The organism is Nonomuraea sp. NPDC049269, from assembly GCF_043197155.1.
In the GTDB taxonomy this organism is placed as follows: Bacteria; Actinomycetota; Actinomycetes; order Streptosporangiales; family Streptosporangiaceae; genus Nonomuraea.
The window spans coordinates 402867-420605 of the sequence record NZ_JBICSO010000001.1; the positions used below are offsets into that span (position 1 = coordinate 402867).

General features: G+C 70.1%; 19 protein-coding genes. 7 read left to right on the plus strand and 12 right to left on the minus strand.

Annotation, left to right across the window (positions count from 1 at the left end):
- Positions 1–137: 137 nt before the first annotated feature.
- Both ACGFNP_RS01925 and ACGFNP_RS01930 read left to right on the plus strand, forming a co-directional pair.
- The gene (locus tag ACGFNP_RS01925) at positions 138–497 is read left to right on the plus strand and encodes an STAS domain-containing protein (protein ID WP_358333987.1); all 360 of its coding nucleotides are present in this window, start codon (positions 138–140) and stop codon (positions 495–497) included.
- Positions 498–739: 242 nt separating this feature from the next.
- A complete protein-coding gene (locus ACGFNP_RS01930; protein WP_393313739.1) occupies positions 740–2167 on the plus strand; it encodes a WGR domain-containing protein in 1428 nt (475 codons plus the stop codon).
- 270 nt (positions 2168–2437) lie between these two features.
- Here the strand turns inward: ACGFNP_RS01930 and ACGFNP_RS01935 are convergent, their stop codons facing one another.
- Positions 2438–2719, minus strand: coding sequence for a hypothetical protein (locus tag ACGFNP_RS01935; RefSeq protein ID WP_393316565.1), 282 nt, complete (start codon positions 2717–2719; stop codon positions 2438–2440).
- Here ACGFNP_RS01935 and ACGFNP_RS01940 point away from each other — a divergent pair.
- Both ACGFNP_RS01940 and ACGFNP_RS01945 read left to right on the plus strand, forming a co-directional pair.
- Positions 2607–2849 carry a hypothetical protein gene (locus ACGFNP_RS01940; protein WP_393316639.1) on the plus strand — a complete coding sequence of 81 codons (243 nt, stop codon included), beginning with the start codon at positions 2607–2609 and terminating at the stop codon, positions 2847–2849. The genes ACGFNP_RS01935 and ACGFNP_RS01940 overlap by 113 nt on opposite strands.
- Positions 2850–2905: 56 nt before the next feature.
- Positions 2906–3226 carry a hypothetical protein gene (locus ACGFNP_RS01945; RefSeq protein WP_393313742.1) on the plus strand — a complete coding sequence of 107 codons (321 nt, stop codon included), beginning with the start codon at positions 2906–2908 and terminating at the stop codon, positions 3224–3226.
- Positions 3227–3371: 145 nt separating this feature from the next.
- Here ACGFNP_RS01945 and ACGFNP_RS01950 read toward each other — a convergent pair whose 3' ends face one another.
- The 7 genes from ACGFNP_RS01950 to ACGFNP_RS01980 are packed head-to-tail and all read right to left on the minus strand — an operon-like array spanning position 3372 to position 9912.
- Positions 3372–4301 (minus strand): BadF/BadG/BcrA/BcrD ATPase family protein, encoded by a 930-nt coding sequence (locus ACGFNP_RS01950; protein ID WP_393313745.1) that lies wholly within the window; start codon positions 4299–4301, stop codon positions 3372–3374.
- The gene (locus ACGFNP_RS01955; protein WP_393313748.1) at positions 4301–5338 is read right to left on the minus strand and encodes a hypothetical protein; all 1038 of its coding nucleotides are present in this window, start codon (positions 5336–5338) and stop codon (positions 4301–4303) included. Before ACGFNP_RS01955 ends, ACGFNP_RS01950 begins: the two co-directional genes overlap by 1 nt.
- Entirely contained in the window at positions 5335–6081 is a 747-nt protein-coding gene (locus ACGFNP_RS01960) for a sugar isomerase domain-containing protein (RefSeq protein WP_393313751.1), read from the minus strand. Before ACGFNP_RS01960 ends, ACGFNP_RS01955 begins: the two co-directional genes overlap by 4 nt.
- Before the next feature lie 12 nt (positions 6082–6093).
- A complete protein-coding gene (locus ACGFNP_RS01965) occupies positions 6094–6903 on the minus strand; it encodes a carbohydrate ABC transporter permease (RefSeq protein ID WP_393313754.1) in 810 nt (269 codons plus the stop codon).
- A complete protein-coding gene (locus tag ACGFNP_RS01970; protein ID WP_393313757.1) occupies positions 6900–7784 on the minus strand; it encodes a carbohydrate ABC transporter permease in 885 nt (294 codons plus the stop codon). The genes ACGFNP_RS01965 and ACGFNP_RS01970 overlap by 4 nt, the downstream gene beginning before the upstream one ends.
- Positions 7775–9016 (minus strand): ABC transporter substrate-binding protein, encoded by a 1242-nt coding sequence (locus ACGFNP_RS01975; RefSeq protein WP_393313760.1) that lies wholly within the window; start codon positions 9014–9016, stop codon positions 7775–7777. Before ACGFNP_RS01975 ends, ACGFNP_RS01970 begins: the two co-directional genes overlap by 10 nt.
- Before the next feature lie 11 nt (positions 9017–9027).
- Complete coding sequence (locus ACGFNP_RS01980) at positions 9028–9912, minus strand: MurR/RpiR family transcriptional regulator (RefSeq protein WP_393313763.1); 885 nt, start codon at positions 9910–9912, stop codon at positions 9028–9030.
- Positions 9913–10024: 112 nt separating this feature from the next.
- Here ACGFNP_RS01980 and ACGFNP_RS01985 point away from each other — a divergent pair, with 112 nt between their 5' ends.
- On the plus strand, positions 10025–11665 hold the full coding sequence (locus tag ACGFNP_RS01985; protein WP_393313766.1) for a bifunctional metallophosphatase/5'-nucleotidase: 1641 nt from the start codon (positions 10025–10027) through the stop codon (positions 11663–11665).
- Positions 11666–11698: 33 nt separating this feature from the next.
- On the opposite strand, the gene ACGFNP_RS01990 is transcribed toward ACGFNP_RS01985, so the two are convergent.
- The 4 genes from ACGFNP_RS01990 to ACGFNP_RS02005 all read right to left on the minus strand — a co-directional run bounded on the left by ACGFNP_RS01990 (position 11699) and on the right by ACGFNP_RS02005 (position 15906).
- On the minus strand, positions 11699–12400 hold the full coding sequence (locus tag ACGFNP_RS01990) for a GAF domain-containing protein (RefSeq protein WP_393313769.1): 702 nt from the start codon (positions 12398–12400) through the stop codon (positions 11699–11701).
- 39 nt (positions 12401–12439) lie between these two features.
- The gene (locus ACGFNP_RS01995) at positions 12440–13141 is read right to left on the minus strand and encodes a hypothetical protein (protein WP_393313772.1); all 702 of its coding nucleotides are present in this window, start codon (positions 13139–13141) and stop codon (positions 12440–12442) included.
- Positions 13142–13357: 216 nt separating this feature from the next.
- Positions 13358–15016 (minus strand): 2-succinyl-5-enolpyruvyl-6-hydroxy-3-cyclohexene-1-carboxylic-acid synthase, encoded by a 1659-nt coding sequence (menD, locus tag ACGFNP_RS02000; RefSeq protein WP_358334007.1) that lies wholly within the window; start codon positions 15014–15016, stop codon positions 13358–13360.
- Positions 15013–15906, minus strand: coding sequence for an o-succinylbenzoate synthase (locus tag ACGFNP_RS02005; protein ID WP_393316568.1), 894 nt, complete (start codon positions 15904–15906; stop codon positions 15013–15015). Before ACGFNP_RS02005 ends, menD begins: the two co-directional genes overlap by 4 nt.
- Positions 15907–16005: 99 nt before the next feature.
- Between ACGFNP_RS02005 and ACGFNP_RS02010 the strand changes: the two genes are divergently transcribed.
- Both ACGFNP_RS02010 and ACGFNP_RS02015 read left to right on the plus strand, forming a co-directional pair.
- Entirely contained in the window at positions 16006–17142 is a 1137-nt protein-coding gene (locus ACGFNP_RS02010; protein ID WP_358334013.1) for an AMP-binding protein, read from the plus strand.
- Positions 17143–17188: 46 nt separating this feature from the next.
- Positions 17189–17569 (plus strand): hypothetical protein, encoded by a 381-nt coding sequence (locus ACGFNP_RS02015; protein ID WP_358334015.1) that lies wholly within the window; start codon positions 17189–17191, stop codon positions 17567–17569.
- Positions 17570–17739: the final 170 nt, after the last annotated feature.

A 17739-nucleotide genomic window follows, 5' to 3' on the forward strand; every position in this document is an offset into this window, starting at 1 on the left:
CGTCCGGACCCCGCGCCACGTCAGGTGTCGAATTGGCGGCCGGGTATGTCTCCGGACTCGCGAGGGTCCTCATGGGGAGACGGCTCCCCCAGTCGGCAGATGTTCCAGTGTGGGAACACAACAGGGGAGCCGAGCCCATGGAGCCACTGCACCTGACGACAAGCCGTCAGGGGGCGACAGTTATCGTGCACGTCTCCGGGGAGCTGGACATCGCCACCACCTCGGTCCTACGTGACCACCTGCTCGACATCCTGCGGCAGACGTACCACGGGCACCGGAAGATCGACGAGGTCGTCATGGAGCTGAGCGGGCTGTCGTTCATCGACGCGGCCGGTTTGGGCGCTCTGGTGAGCATCAACGATCACGCGCGACGCATTGCGACACCGTTCCTCCTGTCCGGGATATCGCCACAGGTCAAGCGGCTGCTCCTGATCACCGGACTAGCCGCGCACTTCCCCATACGCCCCCAACCCCCCGGAACCTGCAAGGCCCTTTAGGAACCGAACACAGGTCCTCCTCGCCGGTCCGTGAACCCGGTCAACCGTGGCACTACGGAGTTCGCGGGCCGTCACCCTCGACGAGGGCACCGGCCAGGTCGTAGGGCGCAGGCGGGCTGAGGAATGTCGGCGGCAAATCATCCGCCCCGCCCCGCAAGGGCCCAGCAGCCTCATGAACAGGAAAAACGCGACTTTGTCGCCCCCGTGCTCTAGTGTCCCGGGCAGTTGATCAAGCTCGGCACATGGAGACCGCAGACATGACGTACCTGGAGCTGTCGGAGGACGGCAGCGGATCACACAAGTTCTACGAGGTGACCGTGGCCGGCACCGAGGTGACGATCACCTACGGGCGCATCGGCGAGAGCGGCCAGACGAAGGTCGCGGCGTTCCCCTCCGCGGCGAAGGCCCAGGCGGCCGCGGCCAAGAAGATCGGCGAGAAGACCCGCAAGGGCTACGCGCCGGCCGTGCGCGGGGTGCGCCAGCGCCGGGCGATCACCCGCAGGGCGATCGCGAGCACCCGCTCGACCGCCCGGCAGGCGCCCGTGTTGTGGCGGTTCAACAGCGGTGCCGCCGCGTTCGGCATCTTCGTGGACGAGCAGCGCTGCTGGGTCGGCAACCAGCGCGGCGACGTCTACACCGTCGCCCACTCCGGCACCGTGACGGGCCGCTTCCGGCTTCCGGACGGCGTCAAGTGCATCGTCGCCGACGACTTCTGGATCTACGCCGGCTGCGACGACGGCCGCGTGTACGACCTGAGCGGCAAGGTGCCCCGGGCCGCCTACGAGATCGCGGCCGACGTCGACATCTACTGGCTGGACGTCCACGACGGCGTCCTCGGCGTGTCCGACCGGGCCGGCCGGGTCACCGCGATCGACTACGAGGACGAGTTCCAGTGGGCGCGTCCAGGCGGCGGCGAGTCGGCCTGGATGGTCAGGTGCGACGACGACGCCGTCTACCGAGGCCACTCCGGCGGCGTCGCCCGCTACGACATCTCCGACGGCTCGCTCGTGTGGGAGAACCGGACGGCCGACGGCGTCCTGTTCGGCTGGCAGGAGGCCCACTCCGTGTACGCGGGCACGGCCCGCCACACCGTACATCGCCTGGCCAAGGGTGACGGCCGCGTCGAGGCCGTCTACCGGTGCGACGCCCCCGTCTACTCGTGCGCCACGTCTCCGGGTGGCCGCCACGTGTTCGCCGGCGACAGCCATTCCTCCATCTACTGTTTCGACACCTCCGGCGAGCGGCTGTGGAAGCTCGGCACCGGCTGCGGGTCGGCCTTCTCCATGCAGTTCCTCGACGACCGCCTCTACATCGTCACCACCGACGGCTCGCTGGCCTGCATCGACGCCAGCGAGGCGGCGATCGCCGCGGCCCGCCAGGGCACCGTCCCCCATCCGGTGGACGTCAAGGCGGCGGCGTCGCTGGCGGTGGTGGAGCCGTCGGTCGTGGTGGAGACGACCACGCACATCGGCGACGGCGTGGTCGTGGAGTGCGAGCAGCAGGGCGAGCGGCTGCGGGTGCGCGTGATCAGCCCGGGGTACGAGGGGTGGAACGTGCAGTTCCCGAAGGACATCCGGGAGGCGGGCGCCCGCTACCTCGTCGAAGGGGTACGGCCTGCCGGGCGGGGCGGCTTCTACCGTGCGTACGGGGAGATCAAGCGCCTCGTGTGACCCCAGCGGCAGGGTCAGGTCGAAGACCTTGCCCGGCTCGATCCGGCCGTCGAAGGTTCGCTGAATCAGGTCGGGCAGATAGGCGCGCACCGGGGCGGGCGCAGACCGACGCGGGAGTAGAACAGCTCCTCGGCGGTGCCGACGCACTCCAGCACCGCATCAGCGTGCCGCGAGGAGCGGCACGCACGGTTTCGCGGGGGGATCGTCGCAGCAATCCGGCGCTCCTATCCGGCGAGCGGAGCGCCTTCACGTCCCGCCGGTTTCAGCCCTTCACTGTGAGCACCACACGTTGGTACGACGTGAGCGTTGGCGAGCCGTTGTCCCGTTGTCTGCAGGATCAGGTGAATCGTCTGGCCGGGCAGCGCGTCCTGGGGCACGCGGAAGCTCGATGTGGTGGCGCGCTTGCGAGGTCTGAGGGAGCGCAACGGTGCCAGGGTAGGTGTCCGCATCGCTGTATTGCCACCAGGTGCTGGTCAACCGGTCGCCGTCCGGGTCACGGGTGATGCCGTTGAGAATGACCGACTGGCCGCGGGAGACGGTCCGGTTCACCACCGCCGAATGGGTCGACTGGTTCAACCGCCAGCGACTCCACACCGCGATCGGCGACGTCCCGCCCACCGAACACGAGGCCGTCTACTACGCTCAACACCGGCCCCAACCGGCGGCGGGAGTCAACCCGTAGAGTCTCCACCGATCCCGGAGCGGTTCAGAAAGCGCGTGCTGCACCTGGGCGACAGCATGTTTCATGGCTACTGGTGGCGCGCCGCCCATCGGTTCGGGCCGTTCGACGCGGTGCTCACTCCCATCAACGGGCCGACCGTGTGCTTCCCGCGCTGTCAGCCCCCGAGTCCCTGGCCGGCCTCGCTCGACGCCGGCCAGGCGACCGTGGCTGCGCGCCTGCTGGGCGCGAGGATCGCGGTGCCGATCCACTACGACGGATCCCACATCGACGGCTTCTATGACACGCGGCCCGATGAGGTTTCCCGATTCCTGGACGCGACCTCCGCCGAGACCTATGAGGTCGCCGCCCTCAAGCAGGGCAAGGACATCACCCTGTAGGGGCGCGGGCTCCGAGCACGAGGCCGGACCCGCCGACGTGGAACCCTCCGATCGCCGAAGCTCGGACCCGCTCTGGCCACGGGCAACGTCGTGGTGCTCTCGCCGCGGCGAGCCGATGGAAACCGGCGACGCCGAGCAGGAGGGGTCAGGACGTCGATCCGGTGAACCGGCGATGAGAGTTCAACGCATCGCCCTGGTGGTCGAGGGCGGCGAGCCAACCGGCCGCGCCGGCACCGTCACGAGCGGTGACGACCTTGCCGGACAGACGCGCCAGCACGGCGGAACGGACGGGTCCTTCGCTGGTCAGAACGCTGCCGCCGACCACGATCGGGCCGGTGCGGTGCAGCCGGGCAGCAGCGGAAGCGAGGTGTTCGGCGGCCTGGAGCGCGATGCGGGTGGCGAGGGGGTCGGAGGCGAGGGCCGCCCGGGAGACGAGGGGGGCAGCGGAGGCCAGGGTCATGCGGTCCTTCTGGGCGAGCCGGACGATGACCTCGGCGAGGTGCCGGGCGCGCTCGGGTGCGGCGGGGGCGGGGACGCCGAAGTGATTGGTCACAAGGTGGACCAGAGGGCCAGGCTCAGCGCCCGCGTCGAGGGAGCGTACGGCTGCCGCCACCCCGGCCCGGCCGATCCAGAAGCCGCCGCCGAGGTCACCGAGGAGCCAGCCGAGGCCGTCGGTGACGGCGTCGACCGAACGGTCGGCGAACCGGGCGGCGGCGGCTCCGGTGCCGGCCAGCAGGAGGGTCCCGGTGGGGGCGGAGGTGCCGGCAGCGTAGGCGATGTCCACGTCGCTGACCAGCCTGGGAGCGTGGGTGAGGCCGTGCGCGGTCCAGATCTCGTCGAGCGAGAAGGTCTCGTCGGCGCCGGCCACGCCGGCGACTGAAGCGAGCACCGAGCGGGGGTCGATGCCGCGGAGCGCCTGGCCGAGGGCGGTGGAGATGGCCGCGGCGGCGGCCGGCGAGCCGTGGGCGGCGGGGTTGCCGCCACCTGCCGTGCCGAAGCCGGCTCGCGTGCCGGAAGCGGTGTGGATGGCGGCGCGGGTCGTGGTGCCGCCCGCGTCGACGCCGAGGAAGAGCATCAGCGGACCAGGCGCGCCGCGCCGGGGGCGAGGGTGAACGTGTCCGGGCAGGGCGAGTACGTGCCCGTGGCGGGGTCGTAGGCGGACAGCCCGCCCGGGAGCATGACCTCGACGGGGGTGTCGAAGCGGGCGTTGCACACGAACAGGTGCTGCTCGCCGTACCGGCCGAGCAGGAAGTCCGAGGAGTGCTCCACACCCGTCCACGGCAATCCGGACAGTTCTTCGCCGATGGGCCGGAGCCAGCCGGTGTTGAGCGTGCGGACCATGGCGTACCGCTCGGTCGGCTCGCCGTCGTGGATCAACGCCGGCTGGAAGCCTTCTCCGCGCGCCGGATCGGGCGTCCAGTAGGTGAAGTACTGGAACCCGGTGTAACCGTAGGCCAGGGCGGTGTTGACCTGCCAGGCGAGCTCCGCGGAGGTCGGGGCGCGGTGACCGTCGTAGGCGAGCGTCTGCAGGTAGAGCCAGGCGGGCAGCCCGGCGCGGGTGGCATGGGTGCGGATCGTCGCCAGGTCGGCGAAGTAGCCGTCGTCCTCACCCGAGGCCAGGAAGGGATAACGGTCGAAGGAGAGCACAGAGGGGCGGACCACCGACAGGAAGTCGCCCACGTACGCGTCGTAGGAGCCGGTGACGTGGCTGGGGAAGAGGTTGACGTAGGCGAGGTGGCCACGCGACCGTACCTCGGAGACGCCGATCGCCAGGCGAGGGAAGCGGTCGGGGAACGGCTCGTCCATCAGGCTGAGGCCGCGGAAGGACCTGTAGCCCTCGTAGTCGTCGATCACCCGGGAGATCACGGCACGGGTCTGCCGCTCGTCCACCTCCAGATCGCGCATGAGCACCTCGATCCGAGGGTCGGACGCGACGAGCACGCCGAGCCCCACCGTGTCGGCACAGGCGAGCGAGTGCCGGAGTATGACTGGGTCGTTGAGGTAGTTGCCGGTGATCACCAGGTCAATCCCCGCGTCGGCGAGCTGCCGGTAGCGTTCGACGGTGGTTTCGTGCGGGGGCGGCGGCCAGAACGCGGCGATCGTCACGCTCACAGGGCACCGATCCTGATCCGCCCGGCGTAGCGGGCCACGAGCGCGTCGTTGTGGGCGTCAGCGCCGGGGATGTTGGCCGACAGATAGGTGGGCGGGATGGTTCCAGCCGCGCTGAGCAGGCCGATCGCCTCGGCGATCATGAGTTGAACGGCCAGTGCGGAGGTGATCGAGGAGATGCCGCAGACGGGTCCGTGCTCTGTCTCCAGTACGGCGTCGCCGAACGGGGCGAGGTTGTCGATCACGACGTCGGCCAGCTCGAACAGGCGCAGCCCCGAGGGATGCCGGGAGGAGATGGCCCGGGTGTGGGCGAGGGAGGTGATCACGATGAGCGGCAACGAGCGTTCCTTGGCCAGGCGGGCCATCTCGACGGTCGAGCCGTTGCCGCCGGAGTTGGAGGCGATCACGAAGATGTCAGTGGGCTCGATCCGGTGCAGGGCGAGCACCTGGTGCGCGGTCTGCGGGTCGCGTTCGGCGAGCGGGTCGAAGTCGGCGGGAGAGGATCCGCCCAGAACGACTGGGTCGCGCAGGGTGAGGCGGTTGGTGGGGATGAGGCCGCCGGCACGGCCCGCCACCTCCAGCGCCACGGCCTCCGAATGGCCCGTGCCGTACGCCTGGACCACCCCGCCCGCCCGCACCGAGTCGGCGATCAACCTTCCCGCCCGCCTGATGGCCGGCAGCTGACCGGCCACCAGGCCGTCCAGGCGGCCGCGCGCCTCGGCGGCGAAAGCTGTCACGAGATCCATAGGGTTTCTTCCTCAACGGTTCATGCCGGCGGTCAGGCCGGCGACGATCTGGCGAGTGGCGACCATGAACAGCACGACCAGGGGGATCGTCGTCATCACCAGCCCGGCGAAGAGCGTCCCCCAGTCGTTCTGGAACTGGCCGAAGAAGTGGGTGAGACCGACGGGCAGCGTCAGCCTGCTCTCGTCACGCATCAGGACCAGCGGGTAGAAGAAGTCATTCCACAGCGGCACGAACTGGAAGACGACCACGGTCGCGATCGCCGGCCGGACCAGAGGCAGCATCACGTGCCAGAAGATCGCGAAAGGTCCCGCGCCGTCGAGCGAGGCGGCCTCGTCCAGCTCGTAGGGCAGTTGGCGGAAGAAGGCGGTGAGCACGAAGACGTTGAAGGGGATCGAGCCGGCCGCGTACACCAGGATCAGGCCCAGGCGCGAGTCGACCAGGCCCATGCTCTCCAGCAGATAGAACAGCGGCAGCACGCCCAGGTGCGCGGGCAGGGTCATTCCGGAGATGAAGTAGGCGGCGAACAGGCTGCGCCCGCGGAAGATCCGGCGGCCGAGCGAGTAGGCCGCCAGCAGCGACACCGCCGTGCCGAGCAGCACCGCCGAGACCACGACCAGCACCGAGTTGGTGAAGTAGGTCGAGAAGGAGGCCTCCGTCCACGCCTTGCCGTAGTTGCCGAAGGACGGTGAGCCGGGCAGGCCGAGCGGGTCATCGAAGATCTCGCTGGTGGACCGGAACGAGCTGAGCACCATGACGATCAGCGGCGCCATCGAGAACACGGCGTAGCCCCACAGCAGCGCCTTCACCCAGAGCGTTCTCATGCCCGCCTCCGCAGCACTCGCTCCAGCAGGAGAGTGCAGCCGAAGATGAAGGCGAACATGAAGACAGCCAGCGCCGAGGACGTGCCCAGGGCGTTGACGTCACCCGAGGCGAAGGCCGAGCGGTAGAACAGCAGGCCCAGCACATCTGTAGCGCCCGCGGGGGCGCCGTTGGAACCGCCGAGGGCATAGACCAGGGCGAAGGTGTTCATGCACCCGATGAAGGTGAGAACCGTCATGGTGGCCATCGCGGGCTTCAGCAGCGGCAACGTGATGCTCCTGAAGACCTGCCAGGAGGTGGCGCCGTCGGTCCGCGCCGCTTCCCCGTACTCCTGGGGGATGCCGCCCAGCGCGGCGCTGAACAGCAACATCGGGAAGCCCACCCACTGCCACGTGGTGATCAGGATGACGGTCGGCAGCGCGGTGGCGGGGTCGCCGAGCCAGGGCATGTCGAGCCCGGCAGGGCGGAGCAGCGCGTTGACGGGGCCGAACGCAGGGCTGAGCAGCAGCGTCCAGAGATAGCCGATGACCAGCGGATTGACGAGGTAGGGCAGGGCGAACATGGTCTGGAGCACACGCTTGCCGCGCCGTATCCGGGACAGCGCCAGCGCGAAGGCCAGGCCCAGCGTGTTCTGCACCAGCACGCCGCCGGCGAAGATCAGGAAGTTGTGGCCGAGCGCGGGCAGGAGCTGGTCGAGGAAGGACTCCGTGAGCAGCCCCGCGTAGTTGGCCAGGCCGGCGAAGCTGTCGCGCAGCGTGCCCTTCCAGGAGAAGAGGCTGAAGGTCAGCCCGGTGAACAGCGGGTAGACGACGAAGACGGAGTAGAGCAGGAAAGCGGGGATCAGGAAAAGGTAGGCCGATCCCCGCTTCGCGGCTAGAGCCATGTGGACACGCTCTGGTCGAGCTTCTCCGCCGCCTGCCGGGCGGTGATGCGGCCGAGCAGCATCTCCTGCAGGGCCTTGGAGAAGACGGCCGCCGAGCTGGGGTTGCCGTAGGCGAAGTCGTTCATGAAGTAGGTGGCGCCCTTGGTGTCGAACGTGGCGGCCACCTCCTTGAGCAGGGCGTCCTTCGGCGTGATCCCAGGAACGGCGGAAAAGGTCCGCACAGTGTCGGTGTAGAGCTGGCCGTAGTCCTTGGAAGCGAGCCAGGAGGCGAACTTCAGCGCCTCGGCCTTGTGCTTGGTCTTGGCGTTGATGCCGTAGGAGCCGTCGGTGAAACCGGGCATCAGGCCCGGTCCCTTGGGCGCGGGCGGGGTGAAGACGCCCAGCTCGACGTTTTTTGCCTGCTCGCCGAAGAAGTTCAGCTCCCACAGGCCGCCGGGGAACATGGCGGCCTTTCCGGAGGAGAACAGGATCTGCGCGTCTGTGTAGGAAACGCCGGCCACGTCGTCGGGGAAATACGGCTTGAGCTTGTTGAGCAGGTCGATGCCCTCGACGAACAGCGGGTCGGCGAACTTCTTCTCCTTGGCCTTGACCGCCTTGAGGAAGTCGTCCCCGCCCCAGTGGCCGGTGCCGAAGATACTGGCCACGATGGGCAGCATCCAGTCGTCCTTGCCGCCGAAGGCGAACGGAATGATCTTCTTGGCCTTGAGCTTCTCCGCCACCGCGATCATCTCGTCCCAGGTCTGGGGCGGGACGATGCCGTTGTCGGCGAAGATCTTCTTGTTGTAGACGACTTGCAGCGTCTGGACGGCGAATGGCACGCCGTACACCTTGCCGTCCTTGTCTCCCTTGGCGGCGCGCAGCACACCCTCGTCGAAGTCGTTCAGGCCGGGTATGTCGGCGGTTTCGAGCGGCAGCAGCCTGCCCGCCTCGACCAGGGGCTGGAGCTGTGGGCCCGCGCGCAGCCAGGCCAGGTCGGGGCCGCTGTCGCCGGCCAGGCCGGTGGACAGGATGGTGTCGTACTCGGTGGCGGTGGTGAAGGAGCGGGCGTCGATGTCGACGCCGGGGTTGAGTTTCTCGTACGCGGCGAACATCTTGTCGTAGTTCTCCTCGGGTCCCCAGCCCCAGATGGAGAGCGTGACCTTGCCGGTCGTGGGGGTGGTGGCCGAGGGCGAGCTGGGGGCGCAGGCGGCGATGGAGATCAAAGCGGCGGCGGCGAGTACGGCCAGTCGCATGCGGGGGACTCCTAGCGGTGGGGCAGGCGGTGCTGGGAAACCGCTTCAGTGGCAGCGATCAAAAGCTGGTTGCTGGTTTCGTGGGTGCGCTGGACGACGCCGATGTAGAGGCAGTCGAGGACGAGCATCTGGGTGTGCCGAGCGGCGACGCCGCCGGCGCGGAAGGGGGTGTCCTGGGCCGCGGTGGTCAGCACGATGTCGGCCGTCTCAGCGAGCGGACTGCGTGGGAAGTTGGTCACCGCGATGGTGGTGGCGCCGCGTTCCCTGGCGACGGCCAGCGGCTCGACGACCTCCGCGGTGGTGCCGGAGTGGGAGATGCCGAGCGCCACGTCGCGGTGGTCGCGGGCGTTGGCGCTGCAGACCGCGCTGTGCACGTCGGTCCACAGGACGCACGGCCGTCCGATGGCATGAAGCCGAAGGTGCAGGTCCATGGCGACGCCCGCACTGCCGGAGACGGCGAAGAAGTCGATGAACCTGGCCCGGACCAGGGCGTTCACCGCCTGCTCCACGGCCACGAGGTCGAGCTGCTGCGCGGTCTCCTCCATCGCCCGCATGTCGCTGGCGAGCAGGCTGCGCAGCACCAGGCTCATCGGGTCGTCGGGAGAGAAGGCGATCAATCCGTGTTCGCGGGAGCTGGCGTCGTTCCGTCCCAGCTCGGTCGCGAGCGCCAGCCTGAGCTCGGGGTATCCGGCCAGGCCGAGCTCGCGACAGAAGCGGGTGATCGTGGTCAGCGAGGTGCCGCACCGTTCGGCCAGCTCGCCGATGGTGGAGGCGGCCACGGCGGCGGGCTCGGCGAGGATCGTCTCGGCGATGCGCCGGTGGGTGGTGGTCAGGGTGGGTTCGACCCCCCGGATCCTGGCCATGATGGGGGAATAGCTCTCTGCGGCGTCAGCCATGGGAGGAACTTTCCCCGCTTCACGGCGCCGATGTCAATAGTTCACATTCGACAAGCGATGTTAGAAAATTTCCCTCTTGTGTGATCTGTTGGGAGTATGTCACCTTCGGCACATGCGCAACCTCCTCCTGGCGCTGGTGCTCGGCGGCACCAGCCTGGTCCCCGTCCGCGCGGACGCCGTCGACATCCAATTGCTCGCCTTCAACGACTTCCACTCCGGCTTCCCGACCAGCTTCGCCATGACCCCGACCGGCCCCGTCCCAGCCGGCGGCGCCGAGTACCTGGCCGCCCACATGGATCGGCTCCAGCGGGACAATCCCGGCGGCACCCTGCGGCTGTCGGCGGGCGACAACATCTCCTCCAGCACGATGAACGCCACAGTGCAGCACGACGAGCCGGCCATCCAGGCGCTGAACCTGATGCGCCTGGACGCCTCCTCTGTCGGCAACCACGAGTTCGACGAGGGCCTGGCCGAGTTCCGGCGCATGGAGGATGGCGGCTGTCATCCGATCGACGGCTGCGCGCTCCCCACCTTCAAGGGCGCCGACTTCCCCTACCTCGGCGCCAACATCGTCGACACCACCACGGGCAAGCCCGCTGTCATGCCGTACATCATCAAGAAGGTCAAGGGCGTCAAGGTCGGCATCGTCGGCGTCACCCACAAGAACTCCCTGAAGGAGGCGCCCGGTCCCACCGCGCCGCTCGAGGGCCGCGACGAGGCCGAGGCCGTCAACGCCTACACCGCCGAGCTCAAAGCCAAGGGCGTGCGTACCATCGTGGTCCTGATCCACCAGGGCGGCGGCCAGACCGGCGGCGGCCTGCCCAACCAGTGCAACAACCTCGCCGGGCCGATCAAGGACATCGTGCCCAAGTTCGACCCCGAGGTCGACGTCGTGATCTCCGCGCACACCCACAACGCCTACAACTGCACGATCAACGGTATTCCGGTCACCCAGACCTCCGGCCACACCCGCGAGCTCACCAAGATCGCCTTGACCGTAGACCCAGCCACCGGCAACCCGACCTCCTCCAAGGCCGAGAACATCACGGTCACCCACGACATCAAGCCCGACGCGCAGATCGCCGCACTGCGCCGCAAGACCGATGAGCAGGGCCAGCGGCTCCTGAACCGGCCCATCGGCCTATTGGAACGCGACCTCACCGCCCAGCGGAACACCGCCGGCGAGTCGACCATCGCCCATGCCCTGGCTGACGCCCGCCTGTACGCCACCTCCGCTCCAGAGAACGGTGGCGCCCAGATCGCCATCCAGCCTCCTTACGGCGGCGGCATCGGTGGCGACCTGATCGTCAACCCGACCGGCAACGAAATGGCCAACCTGGTGACGCACGGCAAGGCGCTGCGTGTGCAGCCCTTCAGCAACATGCTCGTCACCATGACGCTCACCGGAGCCCAGCTGGAGGAACTGCTGGAGCAGCAGTGGTGCGGGCAGAGCACCGCACGGGTGCTCGGCGTCTCTCAGGGGTTGACCTACACCTATGACAACGCCAAGCCCGCCTGCGACAAGATCGACCCGGCCACCATCAAGCTCAACGGCGCCGTCATCAGTCCCGGGGGCAAGTACCGGCTCACGGCCAACTCCTTCATCGCGACCGGTGGCGACGGCTTCAGCATGCTGACCAAGGGCACCGAGCGGGTGGAGAAGGTTCGCGACATCGAGGCTTTCGAGACCTACATCCGAGCCAAGACCCCGCTCCAACCGCCCGCGCTGGGCCGCATCACCCGGGTCAACTAGGGCGTCCAGGCCGAACTCGAGGGCGTTCGCTCTTCATGGACGGGGCTGGCGACGTGGACGCGATTCGAAGCGCCCCAAAGTCGGGTCGTCGAGGTCGGCTCCGTACGACACCACCTCCTGGGCCACCTCCGCCAGGCGCAGGTTGTGGTTGCGGGCGTAGCCGCGCAGCAGCCCGATGGTGGCCATGTCCGCCAGCGCCTGTCCCAGCGCGAGGGTCTCGGCGGGCAGGTCGCCCGGGAGTTTACGGAACAGGTCGAGGGCGCCGATCACCTCGTCGCTCAGCCGCAGGGGCAGCGCGCTCACCGCGCCGAAGCCGCGGCCGCGGGCCTGCTGGGCGAAGCGCGGCCAGTTCCGCCGCGCCGTGGCGTCGTACACGTCGGGGCAGTGCACGGCCTCGCCGGTGCCGAAGCAGTCGAGGCAGGGCCCCCGCGCGTACCGCAACTGGAACAGCTCCAGTGATCGGGCCTGCTCGCTGGAGGCGGCCATCAGCCGCAGCTCCCCCCGCTGGTCGGTCACCAGCAGCCCGGCGGCGTCCACACCCAGGAGCTCCACGCAGCGTTCGGCGAGCAGATGCATGGAGTCGACGGCGTCGAACCCGGTGACCAGCGTGTCGACCAGGGCGACGAACGTCTTCGCGACCCTCCTCGGCGGCACCGTTTCCACGGGCGAGGGACGCCGCTGAGCGGGCTCCGTTTCCGCCATCGCGGAACGCGGCTGCGCCGACTCGGTTGCCACAGCCGCAGGATACGGCAAGCCCGGCGAAAATCGGCGGAATCACCTGCCGGACGGATCAGGGCTGAACCGCAGCCGCCGCAGCACCACCCGCCGCGCCACCCGGCTCAGGGGCTCGTCGTGGGTGAAGGCGTACGCGCGCAGCCGCAGCAGCGCCTCCTCCACCGAGATGTCCAGCTGCGCCGACACCATCCCGGCGGCCTGGTAGATCTCCACCCCGAGCGCCGGCGACGCGGTCGGCGGCATCCTATGACCGCTCATCCGGCCGCGGCCGCCGAGCAGCAGGGTCAGGGCGGCGCCGGCGAGGATCAGCGCGTCCCCCTGCTCGCGGGGGGCCAGCTCGCCGGGCCGGTCCCGGCACAGCACCAGCACTCCCACCTTGACGGCGCCCATCACCAGCGGGTAGGCGAACACCGCCCCCACCCGGGCGACCTCGCTGAACGCCGGCCAGCGCCCCTCGCAGGCCGCCATGTCGGGAACCAGCACCGGCCCGCTCCCCCACACCGCCTCGACGCAGGGCCCGTCGCCGGTGGCCAGCTCGGCCTCCAGCAGCTCGCGACCGAGCCTGCCCGCCAGATGCGCCGGCTCCAGCCGTTCGTGCGCGACCAGCGACACCCCGGCCCCGCTGACCGCGACCGCCTCCACCCCGGCGACGCAGACGTCCTGGACGGACACCGGCGAACCCCGCCGCCTGGCGCTGCCCGCGATCAACGCCCAGATCCGGTCCTCATCGTCGCCGGCCACCTCGAACCCGCCTCGACTCGATCAGCATCGTCCCCGCCATTATCCGCGGCTCGGGGATGGGTGGACGGGGGCCGGTGTACTGGGGTCGGCGGGCCGGGGGTGGGGGGCCGAGGTTGGCAAGCCGGAGTCCCCGAGCCGGGAGTCCGGAGTCCCCAGGCCCAGGGTCCGCAGACCGGGGGTCCTCAGGCTGAGGTCGTCTGGGGCCTGCGGATCAGGTCAGGTCAGGCAGTCCCGGACCGCGGCCTGGGCGGCCTCGCGCAGGCGGGCGTGCACCACGGCGTTCGCCTCCCGGTCCGTACGGACCTCCACCAGGCGCGGCCCCTCGCCGCGCAGCGCCTTGGGCAGGTCGGACAGGTCCTCCACCAGTTGGTACGGCGTGCCCGTCGAAGCCGCCACGTAGCCGAGATCGACGCCGTGCGGCGTACCGAAGACCCGTTCGAACGGATCCCTGACTGCGGCCTGCGGCAGCAGCGAGAAGATGCCGCCCCCGTCGTTGTTCACCACCACGAGGCACAGGTCCGGCCGCGGCTCCCGAGGGCCCAGGACGAGCCCGTTCTGGTCGTGCAGGAACGACAGGTCGCCCATGAGCGCGTACGACGGCCCGTTGTGCGCCAGCGCCGCTCCCATGGCCGACGACACCAGCCCGTCGATGCCCGAGGCGCCCCGGTTGGCCAGCAGCCGGAGCCCCCGCCGGGGCCGCATCGCCTGGTCCAGGTCGCGGATCGGCATCGACGAGCCGCAGAACAGCAGCGCCCCGTTGGGCATCGCGTCCACCAGGTCGCGGGCCAGCCGGGGCTCGCTGGTGCCCGAGGCGTCGAGCACCTCGTCGATGGCCGTCCTGGCCGCCTGGTCGGCCTGCCGCCAGGCGTGCAGCCACGTGTCGTCACCCGAGGCGACGGGGATCTCCACCGCCTGGGCGACCTGGGTCGCCGACCGGGTCGGATCGGGCCAGCGGTCGAGGTCGGTGGCGACCACGATGTGCTCCTCGGCCCGCCCGAGCCACGACAGCAGCGGCCGCGACAGCCCGGGACGGCCGAGCGTGACCACCACGTCGGGCCGGTGGGCGTCGGCGAACTCGGGCGTGCCGAGCAGGTAGTGGTAGGTGGACACGGCATGGTCGCCGTAGCGCCCGCCGCCGTTGGGCTCCGACACCACCGGCCAGCCCGCCATGCCGGCCGCGGCGACGTAGCGGCGTACGTTCGCGGCGCCGTCACCGACCACGAGCACGCCGCGCCGGGTCGGCGGGATGTGCAGGGCGATGGGCGGCGGCGCGACCCGGGCGCGCACCCAGGGGCCGTTGGCGTCGCCGTCGAGCGACTCGCACCACGAGGTGTCGCCGTCGGGGATCAGCGGCTCCCTGAACGCCAGGTTCAGGTGCACCGGCCCCGGCGTGGCGGGCCCGGAGGCGCGCTGGTAGGCCCGGCAGGCCAGCGACCGCCAGTAGGCCACCTGCCCCGGCCGGTCCTCGGGCACCCCGACCTCGGCGAACCAGCGGACCGCCGAGCCGTACAGCTTGACCTGGTCGATCGTCTGGTTGGCGCCGGTGCCGCGCAGCTCGGGCGGGCGGTCGGCGGTGAGCACGAGCAGCGGGACACCCGATTCGCTCGCCTCGATGACGGCCGGGTGGAAGTTGGCGGTGGCCGTGCCGGACGAGCAGATCAGCGCGACCGGTCGCTCGGCGCGCTTGGCCAGCCCGAGCGCCAGGTAGGAGGCCGACCGCTCGTCGATGCGCACGTGCAGCCGCACCCGCGACTCGGCGTGCAGCGCCAGGGCCAGGGGGGCCGACCGCGAGCCGGGCGCGACCACGACGTCGGTGAGGCCGCAGCGCACCAGCTCATCGACCAGGACCGTGGCCAGCGCGGTAGCGGGGTTCACAGTGACGCCTCCTGCATCCGGCGAAGCCACGAGGGGGATTCAATTTCATATGCCGACAGAAGCTCAGGATTCACCGCAGGACGTCGTACGGCCAGCCGTCCGTCCACGGGCACCAGCGAATCGTCCACCACGTCACCCGTCAGCAGCGGCATCGTGCCCAGCCCGCACGCGTAGGGCAGCTCCGGCAGCGCGGCGGCCAGCGCGAGCCCAGCCGCCAGCCCCACCGAGGTCTCCACGGCGCTCGACACCACCGCGGGCAGCCCGCACGCCTCCACCACCCGCAACGCCTCGCGCACCCCGCCCAGCGGCTGCGCCTTCACCACCGCGATGTCGGCCGCCTCCGCGGCCTTGACCCGCAGCGGGTCCTCGGCGCGCCGGATCGACTCGTCGGCCGCGATCGGCACGTCGACGGCCCGGCGCACCGCCGCCAGCTCGTCGAGCGTGGCGCAGGGCTGCTCGGCGTACTCCAGGTCGAAGCGGTCGAGCTCTTTGAGATGGTGTACGGCCTCGCCGACGTCCCAGGCGCCGTTGGCGTCGACGCGCAGCCTGCCCGCCGGGCCGAGCGCGTCACGCACCGCCTCCACCCTGGCCAGGTCCTCGGCGAACGTCTGGCCCCGCTCGGCCACCTTGACCTTCGCCGTGGCGCAGCCCGAGCCGCGTACCAGCTCGAAGGCCCGCTCGGCGGGCACGGCGGGCACGGTGGCGTTGACGGGCACGCTGTCGCGCACCGGCTCCGGCCAGCCCTCGAAGGCGGCTTCGCGGGCGCACGCCAGCCAGCGGGCGCACTCGCGCGGACCGTACTCGGGAAACGGCGAGAACTCACCCCAACCGGCCGGGCCGTGCAGCAGGACCCCTTCTCTGACGGTCTGACCCCGGAAACGAGTGCGCATCGCCACCCGGAAAACGACGGGAGCCCGGAAAAGCACGGGAGAACGCGTCACGACCCTCCCTGCACCGCTGTCCGACCTGTCGCCATTAACCTTACGAGCATGTTGAGGAACCCGTCGCATCCGGACCGGCCGTTGCACGCCATGGTAGGAACTCCAGGGCCCGAGCTGTTCGCGGCGGTCCGTGAGGCTCTGTCCGGAGACGGCCCGGCGATCCTCCCCCTGCCCGCCGGAAGCGCCGCCGACACGCTCCGGCCGACCCACGTCAACGGAGTACCGCAGGCCGGCGGCGAGGGCGTTCCGGAGGACGTGGCGGTGGTGATCGCCACCAGCGGCAGCACCGGGACGCCCAAGGGCGTCATGCTGTCGGCCACCGCGTTGCGCACCTCGGCGGCCTCCTCGCTGCGGCGCCTGGAGGCGGTCAAGGGCGAGCGCTGGCTCTGCTGCCTGCCGCCGTCCCACGTGTCGGGCCTCCAGGTGCTGGTCCGCGCCCTGCTCTGCGAGAGCGAGCCGATCATCCACCCGCGCTTCGACGCCCGCGAGGTGCTCGCCTCTGGCGCCGAACACGTGTCACTGGTGCCGACCCAGCTCCACCGGCTGGTCGAGATGAACGCCGACCTGTCGGTGTTCCGCACTATCGTGCTCGGCGGCGCCGCCCCGCGGGCCGGCCTGGTCGCCGAGGCCCAGGCGCTCGGCGCTCGGGTGGTCACGACGTACGGGATGAGCGAGACGAGCGGCGGCTGCGTGTACGACGGCCGGGCCCTTTACAATGTAGATCTCAAAATCGGCGACGACGGGCGCATCCGTGTCGCCGGCCCGGTGCTGTTCTCCGGCTACCGCTTCGGCGAGCCCGCCTCCTTCGACGGCGACTGGTACGTCACCTCCGACCTGGGCGAGCTGACCGGAGGCCGGCTGCGCGTGCTGGGCCGGGCCGACGACGTCATCAACACCGGCGGCGAGAAGGTGGTGGCCGCCTCGGTGGCCGAAGTGCTCGGCGGCCACCCCGAGGTGGCCGACGTGGCCGTGATCGGCCGGCCGGACCCCGAATGGGGAGAGATCGTCGTCGCCGTCGTGGTGCCCGCCGACCCCGCGGGCCCGCTCACGCTCGACCAGCTCCGCGCCTATGCCACCGACCGGCTCCCCGCCTACGCCGCGCCGCGCGAACTGCGACTGATGTCCCGGTTGCCACTGCTACCGAATGGTAAAACCGATCTCGTAAGCCTTAGGACAGGAACCTGATCCGTTGCGGGTGCGTCTTATGGATGAGAGCAGGAGGGAGCCCTTCATGAACCAGACCCGCAAGATGTGGGCATCCGCGGCGGTCGTCGGCGTGATCGTCGTCGGCGGAGCCTCAGTCGCGGCGGCCGCCTCGGCGGGCAGGCTCGAACAGGTCGCCAAGGAGACCAGAGCAGTGGTGGAGAAGGACCCGTCCAGCCAGCCGCCGTCCGAGCCGACCTCTGCCGACGAGATACCGGCCGAGCGCCTCGCCGAGCTGACCGCCTCGCCCGAGCCGAGCGATGGCCCCAGCGATGGCACCGTGGTGTCCAAGGAGCTCAACCCGGACCCGCAGAAGGTCCTCGAGTATTGGACGGACAAGCGCATGGAGGACGCGCAGCCCATGCCCATGCCCGAGGCGACAGCGGGCGAGATCACCCCCGGAGGGTGACCTCTCCCGGGCCTGGGGTGGGTCGCCTTTAGGGTGGTCCGCCCCTTTTTTTGTCCCTCCGGGAACAAATAGCGCTCAACGGCGTTATGGATACTGGTGCGCCGAGCGGCCGCAGTCGCCCCACCACAACCTTCGACTGATCGATTCGACTCCGTATGGAGGAGGTGTCC